The sequence below is a fragment of the Streptomyces sp. NBRC 110028 genome (assembly GCF_001417735.1).
GTDB lineage: Bacteria > Actinomycetota > Actinomycetes > Streptomycetales > Streptomycetaceae > Streptomyces.
Window position 1 is genome coordinate 26,135 of record NZ_BBUZ01000040.1, and the last position, 22,387, is coordinate 48,521.

Below are 22,387 nucleotides of genomic sequence, written 5' to 3' on the forward strand. Positions count from 1 at the left end.
GGAGGGGGGCATCGGGCACGAGGCCGCCGGATAGCGGGACGCGGTCAGCCGCGTCATCGCACGTGAGAAACCCGGCGACATCGGCGATCACTCCCGGGATACTGGCCGCCCATGGATGAGGTCGAAGTCGTCGTCGCCCATTCCGAGCGCGCGACCCTGCGCGTCGGCGATGTGTTCCTGAAGGTGGACGCCGATCAGGCGCGCATCGACGCCGAGATCGAGGCGATGTCCCTCGCGCCGGTCCCGACCCCGGAGGTCCTGTGGCGCAAGCCGTCCGTGCTCGCGACCGCCGCACTCCCGGGCACGACGCTCGGGCGCCTCGGCGGGCCGTCGGCCGGGTCGTCGGCGGCGTGGGCGGCGGCGGGTGCCACCCTCCGGAAGCTGCACGACGCGCCGCTGCCGCCCCGGCCCGGCCCGGCCGGGCCGGGCCGGGCCGGGCGGAGCGTCGTCGCGCTGGTTGCGGAACTCGACGACGAGTGCGAGTGGCTCGTGACGAACGGCGCCCTGCCCGCGGACCTGGTCACCCGCAATCGCCAGGTCGCCGAGGCCGCGCTTCGGTCGTGGACTCCGGCGTTCACTCACGGCGACCTGCAGATCGCGCATGTCTTCGTCGACGGCGATGAGGTCACGGGCATCATCGACTGGTCCGAGGCGGGCCAGGGTGATGCCTTGTACGACCTCGCCACCTTCACGCTCGGACACGAGGAGCACCTCGACGACGTCATCGCCGGCTACGGCACCGGCATCGACCGCGACGTTATCCACGCGTGGTGGTCGATGCGAAGCCTGCTGATCGTTCGCTCGCTGATCGAGCACGGCTTCGACCCCTTCGCGCCGGGCTGTGAGGTCGACGTGCTGAGATCCCGGATGTGAGGCCGCGCGGGCCCGGCTGCTGCGAGTGCGTTCTGACGTATCGAGCAGGCCATCTCCTGGGGTGCATCACCTGCCCTTGCTCCCACAAAGCGCGGTGTGGAGTCGCCGCCAACGGATGACGGCGCGGTGGCCGGCCGCGCTTGCCGCGGATCGGCGGGGCGGCCGGATCAGAGGGATCAGTGGGGTGACGTCAATTGCGGTTGCCGCCGGTGGTTACCCGGTCTGTTGGCGCACCCGCAGCACCGCCCACAGCAGACAGCCGCACAGACACCAGCTCCCGGCCACATCCAGCGGCCAGTGGTACGCCCGGCGGACCAAACCCACCCCCACCGCGAGGTTGAGCAGGACGACGACGCCGATCAGCCACCCCCGGAGCCCTCCGCGCAGGAGGGGGAGCAGCAGCACGGCCGCCGCGCCGTAGGCGACGGCCGCCGTCGCGGCATGGCCGGACGGGAAGAACCCCGTCTCGTCCGCCAGCGGGCCGGGCGGGCCCGGGCGGTCGATCAGCGCCTTGAGCGGCGCGACCAGGGCCGGGACCGCCGCCATCGCCAGCGTGGCGGCCAGCGGCCCCGGCCAGCGGCGCGCTGCGGCCGGGGAGCGCCACGCCGCGCAGGCGAGCGCGACACCGAGGACCGGGAGCGCCACCGCCGTATTGCCGAGGTCGGCGAGGAACTCCGCGACGGGGGAGGGGAGGGGCGATCCGGCGATGGCGCGGCCGAGCCGCTCGTCGAGCGTCAACAGCGGGCCGTGGGCGGCGACCTGCCAGGCGCACAGCGCGAAGATCACCAGCAGCACCGTGGGGAGGGCGAGCGCCCGGAGGAAGACAGACGGCGGCCCCGGAACAGGGGGGGTGGTTCCGGGGCCGGCGTGGCGATCGGTGTGCCGCACGCCCCGGGGGGTTTGGGGCGGGCGGCCGTCCGATCGGTGAGGAGATCCGGAGCCGGAGGCTCCAGTGGTGTGCGCGAGGGCACAGCCGGGTCGGGGCTGGGGAAGCACCGGCTCGGCATCGCCCGCAGTCCCCTGCGAGCGGGGTGTTTCTCTCATCTGCAACGACCGTACGGCAGCGAGAGGCTGTCGGACAGGCCGATCACCCACCTGTCATCGGCCCCGCACATCTTCTTCACGCGGCTCGACGATCCACCCACAGTCACAGCTCGGCGAAGGCGCCCTCGAGGACGTCCAGACCCTCGTTCAGCAGGTTCTCCCCGATCACCAGCGGCGGCAGGAAACGCAGCACGTTCCCGTACGTACCGCAGGTCAGGACCAGCAGCCCGGCGGCGTGGCAGGCCTTGGCGACGGCCGCCGTCGCCTCCGGGTTGGGGTCCTTGGTGCCCGGCTTCACCAGTTCGACGGCGATCATCGCGCCGCGGCCCCGGAGGTCGCCGATGACGTCGTGCTTCTCCTGCATCGCGGACAGCCGGCCCTTCATGACCTCCTCGATGCGCTTGGCCTTCGCGTTGAGATCCAGCTCGCGCATCGTCTCGATCGCGCCCAGCGCCGCCGCGCACGCCACTGGGTTGCCGCCGTAGGTGCCGCCGAGGCCGCCGGAGTGCGCCGCGTCCATGATCTCGGCACGGCCGGTGACGGCGGCGAGCGGAAGCCCGCCCGCGATGCCCTTGGCGGTGGTGATCAGGTCCGGCACGATGCCCTCGTCCTCGCACGCGAACCACTGGCCGGTGCGGCAGAAGCCGGACTGGATCTCGTCCGCGACGAAGACGATGCCGTTGTCCTTCGCGAACTCGGCGATCCTCGGCAGGAAGCCCTTGGCCGGTTCGATGAAGCCGCCCTCACCGAGGACCGGCTCGATGACGATCGCGGCCACGTTCTCCGCCCCGACCTGCTTGCTGATCATGTCGATGGCCTGGGCCGCGGCCTCCTCGGCACAGTTCTCCGGGCCCGTCAGCCAGCGGTAGGGGTAGGCGAGCGGAACCCGGTAGACCTCGGGCGCGAAGGGGCCGAAGCCATTCTTGTACGGCATGTTCTTGGCGGTGAGCGCCATGGTGAGGTTGGTCCGGCCGTGGTAGCCGTGGTCGAACACGACGACCGCCTGGCGCTTGGTGTGCGCGCGGGCGATCTTCACCGCGTTCTCGACCGCCTCCGCGCCCGAGTTGAACAGCGCCGACTTCTTGGCGTGATCGCCCGGCGTGAGCCGCGCCAGCTCCTCGCAGACCTCCACGTACCCCTCGTACGGCGTCACCATGAAACAGGTGTGCGTGAAGTCCGCCAGCTGCGCCGACGCCCGGCGCACCACGGCCTCGGCGCTGGAGCCGACCGACGTCACGGCGATGCCGGAACCGAAGTCGATCAGCGAATTGCCGTCCACGTCCTCGATCACCCCGCCGCCCGCGCGCACCGTGAAGACCGGCAGCACGCTGCCCACACCGCCGGCGACCACCGCGTTCTTACGGGCGAGCAGCTCCTGCGACTTCGGGCCGGGAATCGCGGTGACGACGCGACGCTCCTGGGGGAGGGACGGGCCTCCGGACAGTTCGGTCATGAGGTACTCCACGGAAAGAAAGGGACGTGACAGGGGCTTTACTCGCAGGCTAGGCGCGCGGCGAGCGAAGCGGCATGTTCCGTTCGGGAGCAGTGGGTGGGGTGCGTTGTCCGCGACGGCCATAGCCGCGGCCCCGGCGCCATCCCGGCACCTTGTGAGGTGCCACCCCGGTGGGGTCGCTGAACTCCCCGGGCGGGAACACTAGATTGAGCGGTGGCGCGGTGGCGCGAAACGCAGAGGCACAGCCGGTCAGGGGGCAAGGGGTAGCAGATGGACACCGAGGGCACGTTCGACTCCCGCAACACCCGACGACCCACCCCCCCGCCCATCCCGCCTGCCCCACCGCGGGTGCCTGACCGGCCCCCGTATGCCCAGCCGTACCCCGAGCAGGCGCCCGCGACGGCCATGGCCCGGCCGACGGCGCCGCCGCCCATGCCGTCGGCGGCACCCCCGACCCCGTCCGCGACGGTCTCGGGTGCGCGGCCGTCCTTCGCGGCATGGCTGCGGGCGCCGCGCTCCGAGGAGGCGGGGCCGGGGGTGTGGAGGTATGGGCACAAGCCCAAGCCGCCGGAGGATCCGGAGAGGATTCCCGGGCGACGTCTGATCAGCGGCGCGCTGATCGCCGGTCTCTGCGGCTGGTTGGTCTGGTCGCTGCTCTGGAACGGGTACCTCGGGTGGTACTGGCTGTGGCCGCTGGACCTGTTCACTCCCGACTCGTGGGAGCGGAAGGGTGACCGTGCTTACGTCGTTGCGGCGTACATCTACTACGGCATCTTCGCGTGCGCCATCGCCGTCCTCTTCGGCCGCGTCGGCCACTGGGGCGAGGTCTGGCGCCGCTACGTCACGCCCCTCTTCCGGCGGGCCTGGGACGAGACGGACGCCGCCGCCGAGCCGAGCCGGCCCGAGGCCGACCCCGTCGAGTGGCCGCATCTGCGGGCCGCCGGGGCGCATGGGGCGGCTGATCGGCTGGCGGCCGACGCGCGGGCCGGGGCGATGAACGACGTCGATCACGCCCGGATCGAGCACGCCTGGCAGTCCGTGCGCGCCGGACGGAATTCGCTCGCCGCGTTCACCGACACCGTGCTGCGCCACGGCGCCGCCTCGCACGGCCATCCGTCCGGCGCCCGGGACCTCCCCGCGCGCACGGCCGAGCACGATCTGCTCACCCGCCAGGTCCGCCTCGGGACCGCCCTCGACGATCTGCGCAATCCGTATCAGCACCGCGGCGCCGGGCTCGCGCTCGATCCCGATGTGCTGGGGACCTCGCTGCTCGCCGTCGGGCCGCCCGGGTCGGGGAAGACCGGGCGGCTGGTGCGGCCCGTCGTGGAGTCGCTGTGCCTGCAGGCGCTCGCCGGGCGGGTCGCGGTGGTGGCCGTGGGGGCGGCGGGGGCGGGCCTGGGGACCGACGAGGCGTTCGACGTCGTCGTGAAGATCGGCCGGCCCGACTCCGTCTACGACTTCGACCTCTACGGCGGCACCACGGACCCCGACGAGGCCGCGGGCATCCTCGCCGAGGCGCTGATCGGCGACATGGCCGCCTCACTGCCCGGCGGCGACAGCCGCCGGGCAGCGACGGCGCTGGCCCAGCTGCTCGGCCCCTATCGCGCCGCGCACGGCCGCTTCCCGGCCGTGCCGGAGCTGCGCGAACTGCTCGACGGCGCGAAGACGGCGGTCGGCGCGCTGCGCGAGGCGCTGGAGGCGGCGGGGGAGCGGGCGCAGGCGCGGGAGCTGGAGGCGCGGGTGCGGCAGTCGGGTGCGCCCGGGGACGTCGGCGCGCTGCTGGCCGACCGGATCGCGCTGCTGGACCGGCCCGCGTTCGCCGACTTCTTCGACACCACCGGCGACCGCCGTCCGTTCTCCCTCCGCGCCCTCGAACACCCGCTGCGGGTACGGATCGATCTGCCGGAGCGCGGGCACGCCGAGGCGTCCCGCATGCTGGCCCGTCTCGTGCTCGCGCAGTTCACCGAGTGCGCCGTGGGCCGCGCCGACCGGTCGCTCTTCGCCTGCCTGGTCCTCGACGACGCGTCGCACACCATCACCCCCGAGGCGCTGCGCGGCATCCAGCGCCTCCGTGCCGCCCACGCGGGCGCGGTGCTCACCCTCCGCACCCTCGACGACGTTCCCGAGGCGCTGCGCAGTGCCCTGCTGGGGGCGGTCGGGTGCCGGATGGCCTGCGCCGGGGTGACGACGTGGGACGGGGCCCGGTTCGCCGAGGTGTGGGGCACGGAGTGGGTCGAGACCCGGGATGTCACGGACCGGCAGATCATCTCGGACGAGCCGTTCACCAAGGTCCTGCACTTCATTCGCAAGGTCGTGACGGGGAAGGCCGTCACGACCCAGTCCGTGACGGTGCGGAAGGTGGAGCGTGAGCGCTGGTCCGCCTCGGAGCTGGCGCATTCGGTGCCCGCCGGGCACGCGGTGCTGTCGGTGACGTCGGTGCGGGGCGAGGGCGGGCCGCCGGTGCTGGTGGATCTGCGCGGGTGACCGGCCGGCGCCGTACGGCAACGGCGCGGATACCGCGGATTCGTCCATTGAGGCAGAATCGGCAGTAGCCGTTCATACGGGGCGGTGAAGTCGCATTTCGTGAAGTCGCATCCCGTCCAGTCGTCCAGTCGCAGTCCGTGCAGTCGCATTCGTCGTCGCATCCGCATCGAAGGTGCCATGCCTCCCACGCTCGCCTCACTCGTCCACCACACCGCGCTCAAGCTGTCCGTCCTCGCGGGAGAGGACCGGCTGGAGACGCCGGTGCGCTGGGCCCATGTCAGCGAGCTCGCCGACCCCGTGCCGTACATGGAGGGCGGCGAGCTGCTGCTCATCACCGCGATGAAGCTGGACGCCGAGGACCCGGCCGCCATGGCCCGCTACGTCCGGCGGCTGGTCGGCGCGGGGGTGGTGGGGCTGGGCTTCGCGGTCGGCGTCGCGTACGACGAGGTGCCGGCGGCGCTCGTGGCCGCGGCGAAGGAGGAGGGGCTGCCACTGCTCGTGGTGCCGCGCCGTACGCCCTTCATCGCCATCAGCAAGGCCGTCTCGGCGGCGATAGCCGCCGACCAGTACCGCGCGGTGACCGCCGGGTTCGAGGCGCAGCGTGAGCTGACCCGCGCCGCGATCGGCGCCGAGGGGCCCGCCGCGCTGCTCGCCCGGCTCGCCGCGCACGTCGACGGCTGGGCGGCGCTCTACGACGCCTCCGGCTCCGTGGTCGCCGCCGCCCCCGACTGGGCGGCCCGCCGCGCCGCCCGGCATACGGCGGACGCCGAGCGGCTGCGCGCCCGCCCCGCCCCGGCGAGCGTGGTGGTCGGCGGGAGCGGCGCGGAGGCGGGCGATGAGGCGACGGACCGGGTGGAGCTGCAGTCGCTGGGCACCGGGCGCCGTACCCGGGGCGTCCTCGCGGTCGGTACGGGCGCGCCGCTGGGCACCGCCGAGCGCTACGCCGTGCACTCGGCCGTGGCGTTGCTGACCCTGACCACCGAGCGCTCCCGGGCCCTGCGGGAGGCCGAGCAGCGGTTGGGCACCGCCGTGCTGCGGATGCTGCTCGCGGGGGAGCCGGACCACGCCCGGGCGGTGGCCGGGCGGCTGTACGGGGAACTGCTGGACGCCCCCTTCCGGATGCTGGTCGCCGAGGCGGTGCCGGGCGGCGGTGGGCAGGCGTCGCACACGGCGTACGCCACGGACGAGACGGCGGCGGAGGCATCCGCGGCCGGTGATGCGAGCGGTGGCGCGGGCGACCCGGACCGCGCCGATCCCCTCGGCGTGCTCGTCGACGCCATGGAGGCGGCCGCGGCCCGCGCCGGCGAGGCGGTGCTCGTCGTGCCCGACGGCGAGCGGCTGATCGTGCTGGCCCCGGACGGCGGGGCCGCGGTCGCAGGCTGTACGGAGCACGCCGAGGGGATCGAGAGCCGGCGCGGTACGGCGACCCGCCCCCGCGACCGCGGCGCCGCCGCGACCCAGTGCGGCGACCTGGTCATCGGCCTGTCCGCCCCGGCGGGCCCCATCGCGGCCGCGGCCGCCTACCGGCAGGCGGAGCAGGCCCTGTCGGTGGCCCGGCGGCGCGGGCGGGTGCTGGTCGAGCACGAGCACGTCGCGGCGGGTTCGCTGCTGCCGCTGCTCGCCGACGACGCCGTACGGGCCTTCGCCGACGGCATGCTGCGCGCCCTGCGCGACCACGACGCGACGGGCCGCGGCGACCTGGTCGCCTCGCTGCGCGCCTGGCTGTCCCGGCACGGCCAGTGGGACGCGGCCGCCGCCGACCTGGGCGTCCACCGGCACACCCTGCGCTACCGGATGCGCCGCGTGGAGGAGATCCTGGGCCGCTCCCTCGACGACCCGGATGTCCGCATGGAGCTCTGGCTGGCCCTGAAGGCCACGGCCCCGGCGACCCCCACGCTGAAGTCGTCCTGAGGGGGCCCCAGGGCGCCACGCCATTGCGGTGCGCTGCGGGCGCCGACTGCGCCGCCCCGGACAAACGCGCCGCGCGTCCCACGCGCCTACGGTGGGAGGGGAGAGACAACCGCACCATCACCCCACCACTTCAGAAGGGTCGGGATCCGCTGTGCCGGACACAAACGAAGCTGTCACCCATGCGTTCTGGCTCGCCGGCCGCGAGGCGACGGGCGAGAGCACGCTCGAGGTCACGTCGCCCTGGGACGGCCGGCGCGTCGGCGCGGTGAGCGTCCCCACCGAGGCGCAGATCGAGGAGGCCGTGGCGGCCGCCGAGGCCGTGCGCGGGGAGTTCGCCGCGACGCCCGCGCACGTACGGGCCGCCGCCCTCGACCACGTCGCGCGACGGCTCGCCGAGCGCACCGAAGAGATCGCCCGGCTCATCTCGGACGAGAACGGCAAGCCCATGAAGTGGGCGCGCGGTGAGGTCGGACGCGCCGTCTCCGTCTTCCGGCTCGCGGCGGAGGAGGCCCGCCGGTTCAACGGCGGCGAGGCCCAGCGGCTGGACACCGACGCCGGTGGTGAGGGGCGGCTCGCGCTGACCCGCCGCTTCCCGCGGGGCACCGTGCTCGGCATCGCGCCGTTCAACTTCCCGCTGAACCTGTGCGCGCACAAGGTCGCCCCGGCCCTCGCGGTCGGCGCGCCGATCATCCTCAAGCCGGCGCCCGCGACCCCGCTGTCCGCGCTGGTCCTCGGCGAGCTGCTGGCCGAGACGGACCTTCCGGCGGGCTCCTGGAGCGTGCTGCCGGTGCCGAACGACCAGATGCCCGCGCTGGTCCAGGACGAGCGGCTGCCGGTCATCTCCTTCACCGGTTCGGACAAGGTCGGCTACGCGATCCAGGCGTCGGTGCCGCACAAGCACTGCACGCTGGAGCTGGGCGGCAACGGCGCGGCGGTGGTCCTGTCCGACTACGCCGCCGACGCCGACCTCGACTGGGCGGCCACCCGCATCGGCACGTTCTCCAACTACCAGGGCGGCCAGTCCTGCATCTCCGTGCAGCGGGTGATCGCGGACGCGTCGGTGTACGAGCGGCTGCTGCCGAAGGTCGTCGCGGCCGTCGAGGCACAGGTCACCGGCGATCCGTCCGATGACGCGACCGATGTCGGCCCGCTGGTCAACGAGGACGCGGCCAAGCGCGTCGAGTCCTGGGTGGACGAGGCCGTGCAGGCCGGTGCGAAGCTGCTGACGGGTGGCAAGCGCGAGGGTGCGAGCTACGCCCCGACGGTGCTCGCGGACGTCCCGGCGGACGTCACGATCTCCTGCGAGGAGGTCTTCGGCCCGGTGCTCACCATCCAGCGGGCGGCGGACGAGGAGGCGGCGTTCGCGGCCGTCAACGACTCCAAGTACGGGCTGCAGACGGGTGTCTTCACCCGCGATGTGCAGACCGCGTTCCGCGCCCACCGCGCGCTGGAGGTCGGCGGGGTGATCGTCGGCGATGTGCCGTCGTACCGGGCCGACCAGATGCCCTACGGGGGCGTCAAGAAGTCCGGCGTGGGGCGCGAGGGCGTGCGGTTCGCGATGGAGGACTACACCTACGAGCGGGTCATGGTCCTCACCGGGATCGACCTGTAGGCCCACCGCCGGAGCGGATACGGCCCGCCCCGGGTTTCGTACGGGCCCTCAGCCTTCGAAGCCGAGGCGGGCCAGCCGCAGAGCCCCGCGCAGCGTGATGTGGAGGTCGTGCACGCCGGCCGGCGGCGTGGGCAGATCGGCGCGGACGGCGGTGTACGCGTAGCGGCCGCCGGTGGGCGGGATGGCGACGGTGGCCAGGGGCGTGCCGTCGGCGAGGTGCAGTTCGACCGCCGCCTCACCGACCCCCGCCCCACCGTCCGCCGTGCCCTCGACCGCCGCCCCGCCGCCCGCCGCCTCGTGGGCCGCCTCGACTGTGACCGCCGTCGCGCCCGCGCCGAAGTCGCAGGCGCGGAAGAGCAGCCGGCCGACCGCCTCGTCGCCGCAGGCCACCGCGTCGCCGCGCGCCTTGGCGCGGTCGACGAGCACGGTGCCGTCCGTCGCGTCGTAGTCCGCGGCCTCCAGCCCGCGCCGCAGCACCGGGCGCGGGGCGGGCGGCGGGCCGTCGAGGGTGAGGGCGGCGGTGCGGCGGATGTCCGCGCTGGAGCCGCCCGCGTGGATCTCGTAACGGCCCGGGTCGACGGTCCAGCGGCCGTGCGCCACGTCCCAGAACCCCAGCGCCTCGTCCACCGGCACGGTGAAGAACAGCCGCACCCGCTCGCCCCGGCGCAAGGCCACCCGGCGGTGGGCGATCAGCCGTCGGTGCGGGCGCGGCACGCGCGCCCCCGGCGCGCTCACATAGATCTGCGCCACCTCGTCACCGTCGCACGGGCCGGAGTTGGTGACCGTGCACTCGACGGTCAGCGACCCGGCAGGGGCGGTGTTGTCGTCCTGCCGCACCGACAGGTCGTCGTAGTCGAAACGGGTGTACGACAGGCCGTGCCCGAAGGGGAAGAGCGGGGCGCGGTCGAAGTAGAGGTAGGTGGCGCGGGAGGTGATGATGTCGTAGTCCAGCAGGTCGGGCAGATCGTCCTCGGAGGCGTACCAGGTCTGCGGCAGCCGCCCGGCCGGTGAGACGTCGCCGAACAGCACCCGGGCCAGTCCGGTGCCCGCCGCCTGGCCGCCGTGCGCGGTCCACAGCAGGGCGGGCAGCGTGTCGGCCGCGTCCCCGACGGCGTACGGATAGCTGCTGGTCAGCACCAGCGCGGTGCGCGGGTTGGCGGCGTGGGCCGTACGCCACAGCCGGTCCTGCCCGGCGGGCAGGGCGAGGGTGGCGCGGTCCTCGGTCTCGCGGCCGTTGATGTGCGGATCGTTGCCCAGGACAACGACGACCGTGTCGGCGGCCGCGGCGGCGCGCGCGACGGCGTCCTCGCCGCGTTCGACGACGTGCCGGTGGAAGACCTCGGCCCGGGAGCGGTCGGCAACCTTCAGGCCCTCGGCGGCGACACAGACATATCCGCCCGTCCCGCCGTGTCTGAGGAGATGTCCGTCACCGTGCCGCTCCAGCGCGAACGTCTCCTGGACCACCCAGCCGCCGGGCTGCTCGGCGGCGGCCCGGACGAAACCGTCCCCGGCGACCGTCAGATAACGGCCGGAGGGGGCGCGCAGCGTGAACACGCCCCCGCCCCAGTCGGCCAGCGCCAGGTCGGTGGGGGTGTCACCGATGGTCAGTGGCGGCAGATCGGTGCGCGCGGCCCGTTGCGCCGGGTTGAGCGACGCCTCCCGCGCCCCCGCCCGGCCCGCCCCCTCCGCCACGGCACCGGGCGGCACCCGCACCCAGCCCGCCGTGGTGCGCAGCCGTACGGTGTCCGTCCCCTCCACGAACACCACACGGTCCGCGCCGAGCCGCGCGGCCAGCGCCTCGCGCGGCGAACTGCGGCGCAGCAGAGCGCCGCTGTACCAGTCGAGCTTGCACTCGTCGGCGAGCGGGCCGACCACGGCCAGCGTGCCGGTGGCGGACGGCGACAGCGGCAGCAGCCCGTCGTTCTTGAGCAGGACGACGGCCTGTTCGGCGGCCTCCAGGGCGAGCGCCCGGTGCGCGGGCGTGTCGAAACCGGCGCCCCGCGGATCGGCGTACGGATCGTCGTCCCCGTCGAACTCGCCCAGCGCGCACCGCATCGTCAGCAGCCGCCGCACCGCCGTGTCGATCACGGAGGTGTCGATGAGCCCGCGCTCCAGCGCGCCCCGCACCCGGCCGATCGTCTTCGAGGCGTCCTGGTCGTGGTCGGTGAAGCTGTCCACCCCGGCCAGCAGGGCGGCCGCCACGCCCTCCTCATGGGTGGCGAAGTAGTGCTCGGAGTCGACCAGGTTGGACGGCGCGCCCGCGTCCGAGCACACCACCAGCTCCTGGCCGGTCCAGGTGCGCAAGTGCTCCCGCAGATACGGGGAGAGATGGTTGGGCCGCCCGTTGACCAGGTTGTACGCGGGCATCACCCCGGCCACCGCGCCCGCCCGCACCGCGCCGCGGAAGGCCGCGAGGTCGTATTCGTGCAGGACGCGCGGGCGCACGGAGGACGACGTGGTGTCGCGGGCGGTCTCGTTGTTGTGCGCCAGCCAGTGCTTGAGGACCGGGGCGGTGCGCCAGCGGTCCGGATGGTCGCCGCGCAGCCCGCGGGTGTAGGCGGCGGCCAGGGCGGAGGTGAGGTACGGATCCTCGGCGTACCCCTCCTCGTTGCGGCCCCAGCGCGGATCGCGCAGCAGATTGACCGTGGGCGCCCACACATTGAGCCCGACCCGGGGGTCGCGGGCGCGCATGGCCCGTACCTCGGCGCCGACCGCCTCGCCGATCCGCCGCACCAGGTCCGGGCTCCAGGTGGCGCCGAGCCCGACGGCCTGCGGGAACACGGTCGCCGGTCCCATCCAGGCGACGCCGTGCAGCGCCTCCTGCCCGGTGCGGAAGGCGGCGAGGCCGAGCCGTTCCACCGCGGGGGCGTACTGGTGGAGCATCGCGATCCGCTCGTCGGCCGTGAGCCGGGTGAGCAGGTCGTCCACGCGGGCGCCGAGCGGCAGCCGCGGATCGCGGAAGGGCGGACGGGTCGCCGGCGTACCGGGCTCGTAACCGCTCACGGGTCTCCTCGCGGAGGTCGGAGGTGTGATTCGAAGCGCTTCGATGCTGGAGGGCCGAGCCGCGCCCTGTCAAGACTCGAACGATCAACGGCCCTTGTCCGGGGCCGGGTTAGAAGAGAACAAGAATCAACGAACCGTCGTCGACTCCTTCCCGCCCGGCCCTTGCGCGACCTGACCCTCCCACTTAATCTCAGCGCAATATCGAAGCGCTTCGACCATCGATCGTACGGCGGGCTCGCCACGAAGGGTTGACGCAATGCCGAACTCCCAGGCTTCGGCCTCCACTTCCCCTCCCGGCCGGAGAACCTTCCTGGCCTCCACGGCGATCGCCGCGGTGGCCGTGACGGGAGGTGTTCCGCTGTTGTCCGCGTGCTCCACGGAGGACAGCGGCGACAAGAACGGCACCACCTCCGGCAAGGACCTGAAGAAGCTGCTGCCGACCTATGTGGCCTCGAAGGTGGCGGACCCGGATATTCCGAGCGTCAACGGCTCCAGCCCCGGCTACACCAAGGCCCCGCCCGCCGCCGACCTCGTCGCCTCCGTGAAGGGCAAGCCCGGACACGGCGGCAGCTACACCATGTTCGAACCGCTGTGGGGCACTCCGCCGCCCAAGAACAACGCCTATGACAAGGCTGTCGACGAAGCGCTCGGCGCGACGATCAAACTTCAGCCGCAGGACGGCAACACCTACGGCGAGAAGCTCAGCGCCGTCCTCGCCTCCGGAGACATCGCCGACATCGTGATGATTCCGCTGTGGGAGATGGGCGGAAAGATCCATGGCGCGGTCGGCGCGAAATTCGCCGACCTCGGCCCGTATCTCTCCGGTGACAAGGTCAAGAAATACCCCAACCTGGCCGCCATTCCCACCGCCGCCTGGCAGATGTCCGTCTTCGGAGGCAAGCTCCGCGGCCTGCCGATGCCCTCCCGCCCGCTCGCCGGAGTCATCCCGTACTACCGCGAGGACCTGTTCAGGAAGAACGGATATCAGGTCCCCAGGAGCCCGGACGAATTCCTCGCCCTCGCCAAGGAGATCACCCGGCCCAAGAGCAAGGTGTGGGCGTGCGACGACATGTGGTGGGCGGCGCAGAAATTCTTCGGCTGCCCGGGCGAAAAGCCGTATTACTGGGTGGAGAAGGACGGAAAGCTCGTCCACAAGGTGGAGACCGACAACTACCTCGAGGCCCTGGAGTGGTGCCGCAAGCTCTTCGCCAAGGGCTATGTCCACCCCGACGCGGTCGCGGGCAAGGCCAATGACGCGCTGACCCGCTTCACCTCCGGCCAGACCCTCATCTACAACGACGGCGACGCCAAATGGTACGGCGCCACCTTCGAACAGGCCGAGCCCCAACCCGACTTCAAGATCCAGGGGATGGACTATTTCGGTCCCGACGGCGGCGACCCGGTCCTCTATCTCGACCCGCCCGCCCAGATCTGGTCCTTCCTCAGCAAGAACCTCGGCAAGGAGCAGATCGAGGAAATCCTCGCCCTCGCCAACTTCATCGCCGCGCCCTTCGGTACCAAGGAGCAGCGGCTCATCGACTACGGCGTCGAGGGCGTGCACCACACCATGAAGGACGGCGTCCCGGTCAAGAACGCCACCGGTGTGCGCGATGTCCAGGACACCTACCGCTTCATCGTGTCCCCGCAGGCCAGCGTCGCCTACCCGGACTTCCCGCAGATGGTCGAGGACTACTGCGGCTGGATGCGGCGCATGGGCAAGTTCGCGAAGAAGCCGCTCTTCTACGGCATGCAGATCCAGGAGCCCAACCGGTACGCCTCCCTCTACACCCCCTTCGAGGACCTGGCCAAGGACGTCACCCGCAGCCGCAAGTCGATCAAGGACGCCCAGCGGGCCATCAGCGACTGGCGCAGCGGCGGCGGCGACCGGCTCCGCGACTGGTATGCCAAGCTCCTCGACGAGAACGGCAGCGGCGCCTGATGGCGGTGGACCTCCCCGACCGGAAGCTCCCCGACCGGAAGCTCCGCCGGAAGTTCCGCGGCCGGGCGGAAGCCCACAGCCGCCGCTCCGCGGACGGCGTCCGGTGGTGGCACCGGCTGCGCCGCGACCGCACCCTGCTGCTGATGACGGCCCCGGCCGTCGCTCTGCTCCTGCTCTTCACCTACGTCCCGCTGCTGTGGACCACGGTCGCCTTCAAGGACTACGACCCGTTCACCCAGGGGCTGTGGACCAGCCCCTGGGCCGGGTTCGACAACTTCACCCTGCTCTTCCAGGACAGCCGCTTCTGGGACGCCTTCGCCAACACCCTCAGCATCACCTTCATCCAGCTGGTGCTGTTCTTCCCGGTGCCGGTCGCGCTCGCGCTGCTGCTCAACAGCGTGCTCAGCGACCGGCTCCGGGGACTGGTGCAGTCGATCCTGTATCTGCCGCACTTCTTCTCCTGGGTGCTGGTCATCACGATCTTCCAGCAGATGCTCGGCGGCGCCGGGCTCCTCGCCCAGCAGTTGCGCTCCCACGGGTACGAGGGCTTCGACCTGATGACCGACCCGGGCGTCTTCACGTTCCTGGTCACCGCCCAGCTGGTGTGGAAGGACGCGGGCTGGGGCGTGATCGTCTTCCTCGCCGCGCTGTCCGCCGTCAACCAGGACCTGTACGAGGCGGCCGCCGTGGACGGCGCGGGCCGGTGGCGCCGGATGTGGCACGTCACGCTGCCCGCGCTGCGCCCGGTGATCGCCCTGCTGCTGGTGCTGCGCGTCGGCGACGCGCTGACCGTCGGCTTCGAGCAGATCCTGCTCCAGCGTGACGCGGTGGGGCCGGGCGCCTCGGAGGTCTTCGACACCTATGTGTGGTGGGTCGGCATCGCCAACACCGACTACGGGATCGCCGCCGCGGGCGGCCTGATCAAGGGCGTCTTCAGCCTGGTCCTGGTGCTGATCGCCAACAAAGTCGCCCATATGCTCGGCGAGCAGGGGGTTTACCGGAAATGACGCCGGACATGACCGTGACCGAGCGGCCCGCCGCCGCCCCCGCCGCGACGCCCTCCGCCCAGCCCCTGCGCCGGCGCGGCGGGGAGAAGCGCCCGGTGTGGGAGGAGGAGCCCGGCAGGGTCGGCCAGGGGCTCAAGGGCGTCACCCTCACCGGGGTGTGCCTGGCGATCCTCGGCCCGCTGTGGGTGGTGATCGTCACCAGCCTCTCCGACCAGAGAACCATCACCGACGCCGGTGGTCTGGTGATCGTCCCCGAGACGATCACCTTCCGGGCCTATACCGAGCTGCTGAGCGGCGGCACGGTGACCCGCGCGACGCTCGTCAGCCTCGCGCTCACCGCGGTGGGCACCGCGATCAGCACGGTGGTCTCCGTGCTGTGCGCCTACGGACTGTCCCGCTCCGGGTCGTTCCTGCACCGTCCGATCCTGATGCTGCTGCTCGTCACGATGTTCTTCAACGCCGGTCTGATCCCCACGTATCTGCTGGTCACCGGGGTCGGCCTGGAGGGCAGCTACTGGTCGATGATCCTGCCGAGCGCCATCTCGGTCTTCAACGTGCTGGTGCTGCGCGCGTTCTTCCAGGACACCGCGCCCGAGCTGGTCGACAGCGCCCGCATCGACGGCGCGGGGGAGTGGCGGATCCTGTTCCGGATCGTGATGCCGCTGTCCAAGGCGGTGGTCGCGGTGGTCTCGCTGTTCTACGCGGTCGGCTACTGGAGCCAGTGGTTCAACGCGATGCTCTACCTGAACGATCAGCAGATGTGGCCGCTGCAGATGATCCTGCGCCAGCTCGTCATCAAACAGCAGGCGCCCCAGGGCATGTCCCAGATGATCTCCAGCCAGCAGGTCCCGGGCCTGGCCGTGCAGATGGCCGTCATGGTGCTCGCGCTGATCCCGGTCGCGATCCTCTACCCCTTCGTCCAGAAGCACTTCACCAAGGGCATGCTCATCGGCGCCGTCAAGGGCTGATCCGAGCGCCCCCGCCCGTTCCACCAGCCAGCCCCGACCGGAAAGAGCCGGTATGCCCGACCTGAACGACGCCACCCGCGGCCGCGTCCTCTACGGCGCGGACTACAACCCCGAGCAGTGGCCCGAGAGCGTCTGGCACGACGACGTCCGGCTGATGCGCGAGGCGGGCGTCACCACCGTCACGGTCGGCGTCTTCTCCTGGGCCACGCTCGAACCCCGCCCCGGGGCCCGCGACTTCGGCTGGCTCGACCGGGTCATGGACCTGCTCCACCAGGGCGGCATCGAGGTGTGCCTGGCCACCCCGACCGCCTCCCCGCCGCCCTGGATGGGCGCCCGCCACCCCGAGACGCTGCCGCGCGACGAGACCGGCGGAGTCGTCTGGTACGGCTCGCGGAACCAGTTCTGCGCCTCGTCCCCCGTCTACCGCGACTACGCCCAGCGCATCACCGAGGACCTGGCCGAGCGCTACGGAAACCACCCCGCCCTGCGGATGTGGCACGTGGGCAACGAGTACGGCACCCACTGCTGGTGCGACACCACCGCCACCCACTTCCGCCGCTGGTTACGCGCCAGGTACGGCCGCCTCGACGCGCTCAACGAGGCATGGGGGACCGCCTTCTGGAGCCAGCGCTACGACTGCTGGGAGGAGATCATCCCGCCGCGCCGGGCCCAGTACCTCGGCAACCCCGCGCAGGCGCTGGACTTCCGCCGCTTCACCAGCGACGCGCTGCTGGAGTGCTTCACCGCCGAGCGCGACGCGCTGGCCGCGCGCACCCCGCACATCCCGGTGACCACCAACTTCATGCCGCTGTTCATCGGCCAGGACGGCTGGGCCTGGGCCGCCGAGGAGGACGTCGTCTCCGTCGACGTCTACCCCGACCCCAAGGACCCGCACGGCGGCGCGTACGGGGCGATGATCCACGACCTGACCCGTTCCCAGGCCGGCGGGCCATGGGTGCTGATGGAGCAGGCCGCCGGCCCGGTCAACTGGCGCGGCGTCAACCACCCCAAGCCACGGGGTCTGATGCGGCTGTGGTCGCTGCAGGCCGTCGCGCGCGGCGCCGACGGCGTCTGCTTCTTCCAGTGGCGGCAGTCCCGGCAGGGAGCTGAGAAGTTCCACTCCGGCATGGTCACCCACGCCGGGGAGCACAGCCGCGCCTATGCCCAGGTGCGCGAACTCGGCGCCCAGCTGCGCGAGCTGGGCCCCGTCGCGGGCAGCGACGTGCCAGCCCGGGCCGCGATCCTGCACGACTGGCACGCCTGGTGGGCGAGCGTCCAGGGCGGCCGCCCCTCCTCCCGGCTCCACTACGACCAGGTGCTGCGCGCCTGGCACCAGGCCCTGTGGGAGCGGAACCTCACCACCGACTTCGCCCACCCGCAGGCCGACCTCACCGACTACGCCCTGGTCGCCGTGCCCCATCTCTATCTGCTGACCGATGAGGCACTGGAGAACCTGGCCGGTTACGTCCGCGGCGGCGGCACCCTCGTCTGCGGCTTCTTCACCGGCGTCGCCGACGAGGACGACCGGGTCCGCCCCGGCGGGGTCGACCAGCGGCTGCGCGACATCCTGGGCCTGCGCACGGTCCACGAGTGGTGGCCGCTGGACGAGGGCGAGACCGTGACCGCCGAGAGCCCCTGGCTCGGCCCCTTCACCGGCACCCTCTGGTCCGAGGACCTGGAGCCGGCCACCGCCGAGACCGTCGCCCGGATCAAGGGCGGTGAGCTGGACGGACTGCCCGCCATCACCCGCAACGCCCACGGCGACGGCACCGCCTGGTACGTCTCCACCCTCCCCGAACCCGCCGCCCTGCGCGCCCTGCTGGCCCGCGCCGCCGGCGAGGCGGGCCTGCGGCCACCGCTGCCCGGCATCCCCGAGGGCGTCGAGGCCGTGCCGCGCGGTGACTGCCTTTTCCTCCTCAACCACGGCCGCGCCCCCGCGGTCGTCCCCCTCCCGTCCGCGCGGACCGACCTGCTCACCGGCCGCGTGTACGACACCCAGGTCCACCTCGACCGCTACGCGGTCGTGGTCCTGACCCCGCTCGATTCCCCCCACCCGAAGGGAGCAGCACCGTGCACCGAGCCGCTCGAAAGCTCTTCCTGACGCCGCTGTTCGCGCTCCTCGCACTCATCGGCTTCGCCGCCGCCCCCGCCCACGCCGCCACCTGGTCCTCCTCGGAGCAGTGGGGCAACTGGTCCACCGGCGGCTACACCCTCTACAACAACATCTGGGGCTCCGGCGCCGGAGCGCAGACCATCTGGGCCAACTCCGCCGCCGACTGGGGCGTCTGGGCCAACCACCCGAACACCGGCGGCATCAAGTCCTACCCCAACGCCAAGAAGGTCGTCGGCAAGAAGATCAGCGCCATCAACACCCTGACGAGCAGCTACAACGTCACCGTGCCGTCCTCGGGCGCGTACAACACCTCGTACGACATCTGGGACAGCAACCACGCGTACGAGATCATGCTGTGGGTCAACAAGACCGGCCCGGTCGGCCCCCTCGGCACCTCCCAGGGCACCGTCACCCTCGGCGGCCACACCTGGACCGTCTACAAGGGCAGCAACGGCTCCAACCAGGTCTTCTCCTTCATCCGCAGCTCCAACTCCAGCTCCGGCACCGTGGACATCAAGCCCATCGTGAACTGGATCAAGAACACCAAGGGCTGGTTCGGCGACGTGACCATCGGCGACGTCCAGTTCGGCTACGAGATCACCTCCTCGTCCGGCGGCCTGGACTTCAAGACCAACAGCTTCGGCGTGTCCGCCGGCTGATCCCGCCCGCCACCGCGTGCCGCCGCTCTCCGGGGAGCGGCGGCACGCGCGGTGCCGGCCGGCGCCGGCGGGCCGCTCATGGCCGCGGCCGCTCATGGCCGCGGCCGGTCAGGGCTCCCGCACCGGCAGCCGGGCGCCGTCCCGCAGGAACAGCGGGATGCGGTCCAGCGGGGCGGGGACGGTCACCGTCCGGCCGCCGTCGTACACCTCGCCCGTCCAGGCGTCCGTCCAGCGCGCGCCCGCCGGGAGATACGCCGTCCGATCGGTGGCGCCCGCCTCCAGGACCGGGGCGACCAGCAGGTCGGGGCCGAGCAGAAAGGCGTCCGCGACGCCCCAGGCCGCCTCGTCGCCGGGGAACTCCAGGAAGAGCGGGCGCATGGGCGGCAGCCCCTCCTCGTGGGCGGCGCGCATCTGCGCCAGCACATACGGCTTGAGCCGCTCGCGCAGCCGCAGACAGGAGCCGAGGACGCGCTCGGCCTCCTCGCCGTAGGACCACACCTCGTTCGGGCCGCCGGTCATGCCGGGCCCGAGCGGCAGCCCCGGGTCGCGGAAGCCGTGCAGCCGCATGATCGGCGACAGCGCGCCGAACTGGAACCAGCGGATCAGCACTTCGCGGTAGGCCGGGTCGTCCGGGTCGCCGCCGTGAAAGCCGCCGATGTCGGTGTTCCACCACGGGATGCCGGACAGGGCCACGTTGAGCCCGGCGGCGATCTGGCGGCGCAGCGTCGCGAAGTCGGTGCCGATGTCGCCGGACCACAGGGCGGCCCCGTGGCGCTGGCTGCCCGCCCACGCCGAGCGGTTGAGGGTCACCACCTCCTCCTCGCCCGCCGCGCGCAGACCCTCGTGGATCGCGCGGGCGTTCTCGCGCGGGTAGAGGTTGCCGACCTCCAGGCCCGGCCCCGCGTGGTAGCGCAGATTCGCCGGGAAACCGGGCTTGATCTCCGGTTCGCAGGCGTCCAGCCAGAAGGCGCGGATCCCGTACGGCTCCAGGTAGTTCTCCCGCACCCGCGACCACATGAACTCCCGGGCCCGCGGATGCGTCGCGTCGTAGAAGGCGACGTGGATCCGCTCGCCCTCGCGCACATCCGGCCAGTCGGCGTGCGCCGTGGGCCCGTACTCGGTACCGACCAGGAAGCCCCGCTGCTCCATCGTCTCGTGGTTCTCGCTCAGCGGGGAGACCGAGGGCCACACCGAGACCACCAGCTTGATGCCCAGGTCGTCCAGCTCGCGCGTCATCGCCGCCGGGTCGGGCCAGGCCACCGGGTCGAACTTCCAGTCGCCCAGGTGCGTCCAGTGGAAGAAGTCGCAGACGATCGCGTCGATCGGCAGCCCGCGCCGCTTGTGCTCGCGGGCCACGGCCAGCAGCTCCTCCTGGGTGCGGTAGCGCAGCTTGCACTGCCAGAACCCGGCCGCCCACTCCGGCAGCATCGGCGCGCGTCCGGTCACCGCGGAGTAGCGGCGCTGGGCGGCGGCCGGGTCCCCGGCCGTGATCCAGTAGTCGATCTGGCGTGCGCTGTCGGCGACCCAGCGGGTGCCGGTCGCGCCCAGCTCGACGCGCCCGATCGCCGGGTTGTTCCACAGCAGGGTGTAGCCGCGGCTGGAGGTGAGGAGCGGGATGGACACCTCGGAGTTGCGCTGCACCAGGTCGATCACGGCGCCCTTCTGGTCCAGCAGTCCGTGCTGGTGCTGGCCGAGGCCGTACAGCCGCTCGCCCTCGTACGCCTCGAAGCGCTGCTCGATGCGGTGGTAGCCGTTGCCGGTGGCGGTGCGCAGCCGCGGCCCGGGCCACCAGAAGTGGGCGCGCTGCTCGGCGAGCAGCTCCCGGCCGCCCTCGGTGGCCTCGAACCGGATCATGCCCTCCGCGGAGATCCGGGCGGTGATCGCGCCGCAGGTCAGCGACGCCTCCCCGGCCCCGATCGCGACGCGCGCGGCCGCCTTGGGCGGGCTGTCGAGGAGCGCGCCGGGCAGGTTCTCCAGCAGCGGCCCGCCGAGCCGGGCGCGCACCCGGATCGCGTCGGGCCCCCATGGCTCCAGGCGTACGGTCTCCTGCCGCCCGCTCCACTCCAGCGCGCTGCCGCGCTCGGTGAAGGTGCCGACGGTGGGGGAGGACTGGGCGAGCGAGGAAGAGGCGGGCGAAGGCGGCGACGGGTTCACGGATGCGCTCCTCGGGGGTGCGGCGGTGAGGGGTCGTACGGTCGGTGCCTACGGGGCGCGGCGCCGGCGTCAGGAGGGGGCGGGGCCCGAGCTGGCCCGTACGGTCAGCTCCGGCGCCAGCAGCGCCACCTTCTCGGAGGCGTCGCCCCGCAGCTTGGCCACCACCAGCTCGACGGCCCGCCGCCCCATCTCCTGGGCGGGGATGGCGACCGAGGTGAGCCGCACGGACGCACTGGTGGCCACCTGGTCGGGGCAGATGGCGACCACCGAGACGTCCTCGGGGACCGCCCGCCCCTGCCGTCGCAACAGGCTCAGCAGAGGATCGATGGCCGCTTCGTTCTGGACGATGAAGCCGGTGGTGCCGGGGCGCTCGTCGAAGATCCGGGACAGGGTGCCGTCCATCGACTCGTAAGAGCCCTCGCACGGGCGGTGCAGCAGCCGCAGCCCCAGCTCGCGGGCGGTCGTGCGCAGCCCGTCCAGGGTCCGTTCGGCGAATCCGGTGTGGCGCTCGTAGACCGCCGCCGCCTCGCCGATCACCGCGATCTCCCGGTGGCCGAGGGCGGCCAGATGCTCCGCGCACAGCGCGCCGGTGGCGGTGAAGTCGAGATCGACGCAGGTCAGGCCGATGGTGTCGGCGGGCAGCCCGATCAGCACGGTGGGCTGGCGGGCCGCGTGCAGCAACGGCAGCCGCTCGTCCTCCAGCTCGATGTCCATCAGGATCATGGCGTCGGCGAGCCCGCTGCCGGTGATCCGGCGCACCGCCGCCGGGCCCTCCTCGCCGGTGAGCAGCAGCACGTCGTACCCGTGCGCGCGGGCGGTGGTGGCGACCGCGATGGCCACCTCCATCATCACCGGTACGTAGATATCGGTCCGCAGCGGCACCATCAGCGCGATGATGTTGGAACGGCTGCTGGCGAGGGCGCGGGCTCCGGCGTTCGGGTGGTAGCCCAGCTCCTTGATCGACCGCTCCACGCGCTCCCGGGTGGGCGCCGAGATCGAGCGCTTGCCGCTGAGGACGTAGCTCACCGTGCTGGCGGAGACTCCGGCGTGGCGGGCGACCTCGGCGAGAGTGACCATGCGGGGAACTCCGTCCGGCGGGAGAGGGAAGTGAAGCGCTTCGACACAGCCGCTACGCGGCCAGTACGCAGTCCATGCGCAGCCCATGAG

General features: G+C 72.5%; 14 protein-coding genes. 9 read left to right on the top strand and 5 right to left on the bottom strand.

Going from position 1 to position 22,387, the window contains the following annotated elements:
• Positions 1 to 111: 111 nt before the first annotated feature.
• Entirely contained in the window at positions 112 to 873 is a 762-nt protein-coding gene (locus tag ASC60_RS31070) for a phosphotransferase family protein (RefSeq protein WP_055556808.1), read from the top strand.
• Between the two features lie 213 nt (positions 874 to 1,086).
• On the opposite strand, the gene ASC60_RS31075 is transcribed toward ASC60_RS31070, so the two are convergent.
• Together ASC60_RS31075 and gabT are read right to left on the bottom strand one after the other, a co-directional pair.
• Positions 1,087 to 1,761: a phosphatase PAP2 family protein gene (locus ASC60_RS31075; protein WP_055556809.1), complete on the bottom strand. Its 675-nt coding sequence runs from the start codon at positions 1,759 to 1,761 to the stop codon at positions 1,087 to 1,089.
• Positions 1,762 to 2,020: 259 nt separating this feature from the next.
• Positions 2,021 to 3,370 (bottom strand): 4-aminobutyrate--2-oxoglutarate transaminase, encoded by a 1,350-nt coding sequence (gabT, locus tag ASC60_RS31080; protein ID WP_055556810.1) that lies wholly within the window; start codon positions 3,368 to 3,370, stop codon positions 2,021 to 2,023.
• Between the two features lie 270 nt (positions 3,371 to 3,640).
• On the opposite strand from gabT, the gene ASC60_RS31085 reads away from it, so the two are divergent.
• The 3 genes from ASC60_RS31085 (at position 3,641) to ASC60_RS31095 (ending at position 9,377) form a co-directional block, all read left to right on the top strand.
• Entirely contained in the window at positions 3,641 to 5,854 is a 2,214-nt protein-coding gene (locus ASC60_RS31085; RefSeq protein ID WP_055556812.1) for a hypothetical protein, read from the top strand.
• Between the two features lie 177 nt (positions 5,855 to 6,031).
• On the top strand, positions 6,032 to 7,765 hold the full coding sequence (locus ASC60_RS31090; protein WP_055556813.1) for a PucR family transcriptional regulator: 1,734 nt from the start codon (positions 6,032 to 6,034) through the stop codon (positions 7,763 to 7,765).
• Between the two features lie 151 nt (positions 7,766 to 7,916).
• The gene (locus tag ASC60_RS31095) at positions 7,917 to 9,377 is read left to right on the top strand and encodes an aldehyde dehydrogenase family protein (protein WP_055556814.1); all 1,461 of its coding nucleotides are present in this window, start codon (positions 7,917 to 7,919) and stop codon (positions 9,375 to 9,377) included.
• Positions 9,378 to 9,425: 48 nt separating this feature from the next.
• On the opposite strand, the gene ASC60_RS31100 is transcribed toward ASC60_RS31095, so the two are convergent.
• Positions 9,426 to 12,380, bottom strand: a complete 2,955-nt coding sequence (locus ASC60_RS31100; protein ID WP_055556815.1) for a glycoside hydrolase family 3 protein — start codon at positions 12,378 to 12,380, stop codon at positions 9,426 to 9,428.
• Between the two features lie 256 nt (positions 12,381 to 12,636).
• Here ASC60_RS31100 and ASC60_RS31105 point away from each other — a divergent pair, with 256 nt between their 5' ends.
• Genes ASC60_RS31105 through ASC60_RS31125 form a run of 5 tightly spaced genes read left to right on the top strand, consistent with a single transcriptional unit; the run spans position 12,637 to position 19,066 of the window.
• Positions 12,637 to 14,319: an extracellular solute-binding protein gene (locus ASC60_RS31105; protein WP_055556817.1), complete on the top strand. Its 1,683-nt coding sequence runs from the start codon at positions 12,637 to 12,639 to the stop codon at positions 14,317 to 14,319.
• Positions 14,319 to 15,326, top strand: coding sequence for a sugar ABC transporter permease (locus ASC60_RS31110; protein WP_055556818.1), 1,008 nt, complete (start codon positions 14,319 to 14,321; stop codon positions 15,324 to 15,326). Before ASC60_RS31105 ends, ASC60_RS31110 begins: the two co-directional genes overlap by 1 nt.
• An 8-nt stretch (positions 15,327 to 15,334) precedes the next feature.
• Complete coding sequence (locus ASC60_RS31115; protein ID WP_107097212.1) at positions 15,335 to 16,294, top strand: carbohydrate ABC transporter permease; 960 nt, start codon at positions 15,335 to 15,337, stop codon at positions 16,292 to 16,294.
• Positions 16,295 to 16,346: 52 nt separating this feature from the next.
• Positions 16,347 to 18,395, top strand: a complete 2,049-nt coding sequence (locus ASC60_RS31120) for a beta-galactosidase (RefSeq protein ID WP_055556821.1) — start codon at positions 16,347 to 16,349, stop codon at positions 18,393 to 18,395.
• Positions 18,365 to 19,066: a hypothetical protein gene (locus tag ASC60_RS31125; RefSeq protein WP_055556823.1), complete on the top strand. Its 702-nt coding sequence runs from the start codon at positions 18,365 to 18,367 to the stop codon at positions 19,064 to 19,066. The genes ASC60_RS31120 and ASC60_RS31125 overlap by 31 nt, the downstream gene beginning before the upstream one ends.
• 108 nt (positions 19,067 to 19,174) lie before the next feature.
• Here ASC60_RS31125 and ASC60_RS31130 read toward each other — a convergent pair whose 3' ends face one another.
• Complete coding sequence (locus ASC60_RS31130; RefSeq protein ID WP_055556824.1) at positions 19,175 to 21,220, bottom strand: TIM-barrel domain-containing protein; 2,046 nt, start codon at positions 21,218 to 21,220, stop codon at positions 19,175 to 19,177.
• 69 nt (positions 21,221 to 21,289) lie between these two features.
• Complete coding sequence (locus ASC60_RS31135) at positions 21,290 to 22,297, bottom strand: LacI family DNA-binding transcriptional regulator (RefSeq protein ID WP_055556825.1); 1,008 nt, start codon at positions 22,295 to 22,297, stop codon at positions 21,290 to 21,292.
• Between the last annotated feature and the right edge of the window lie 90 nt (positions 22,298 to 22,387).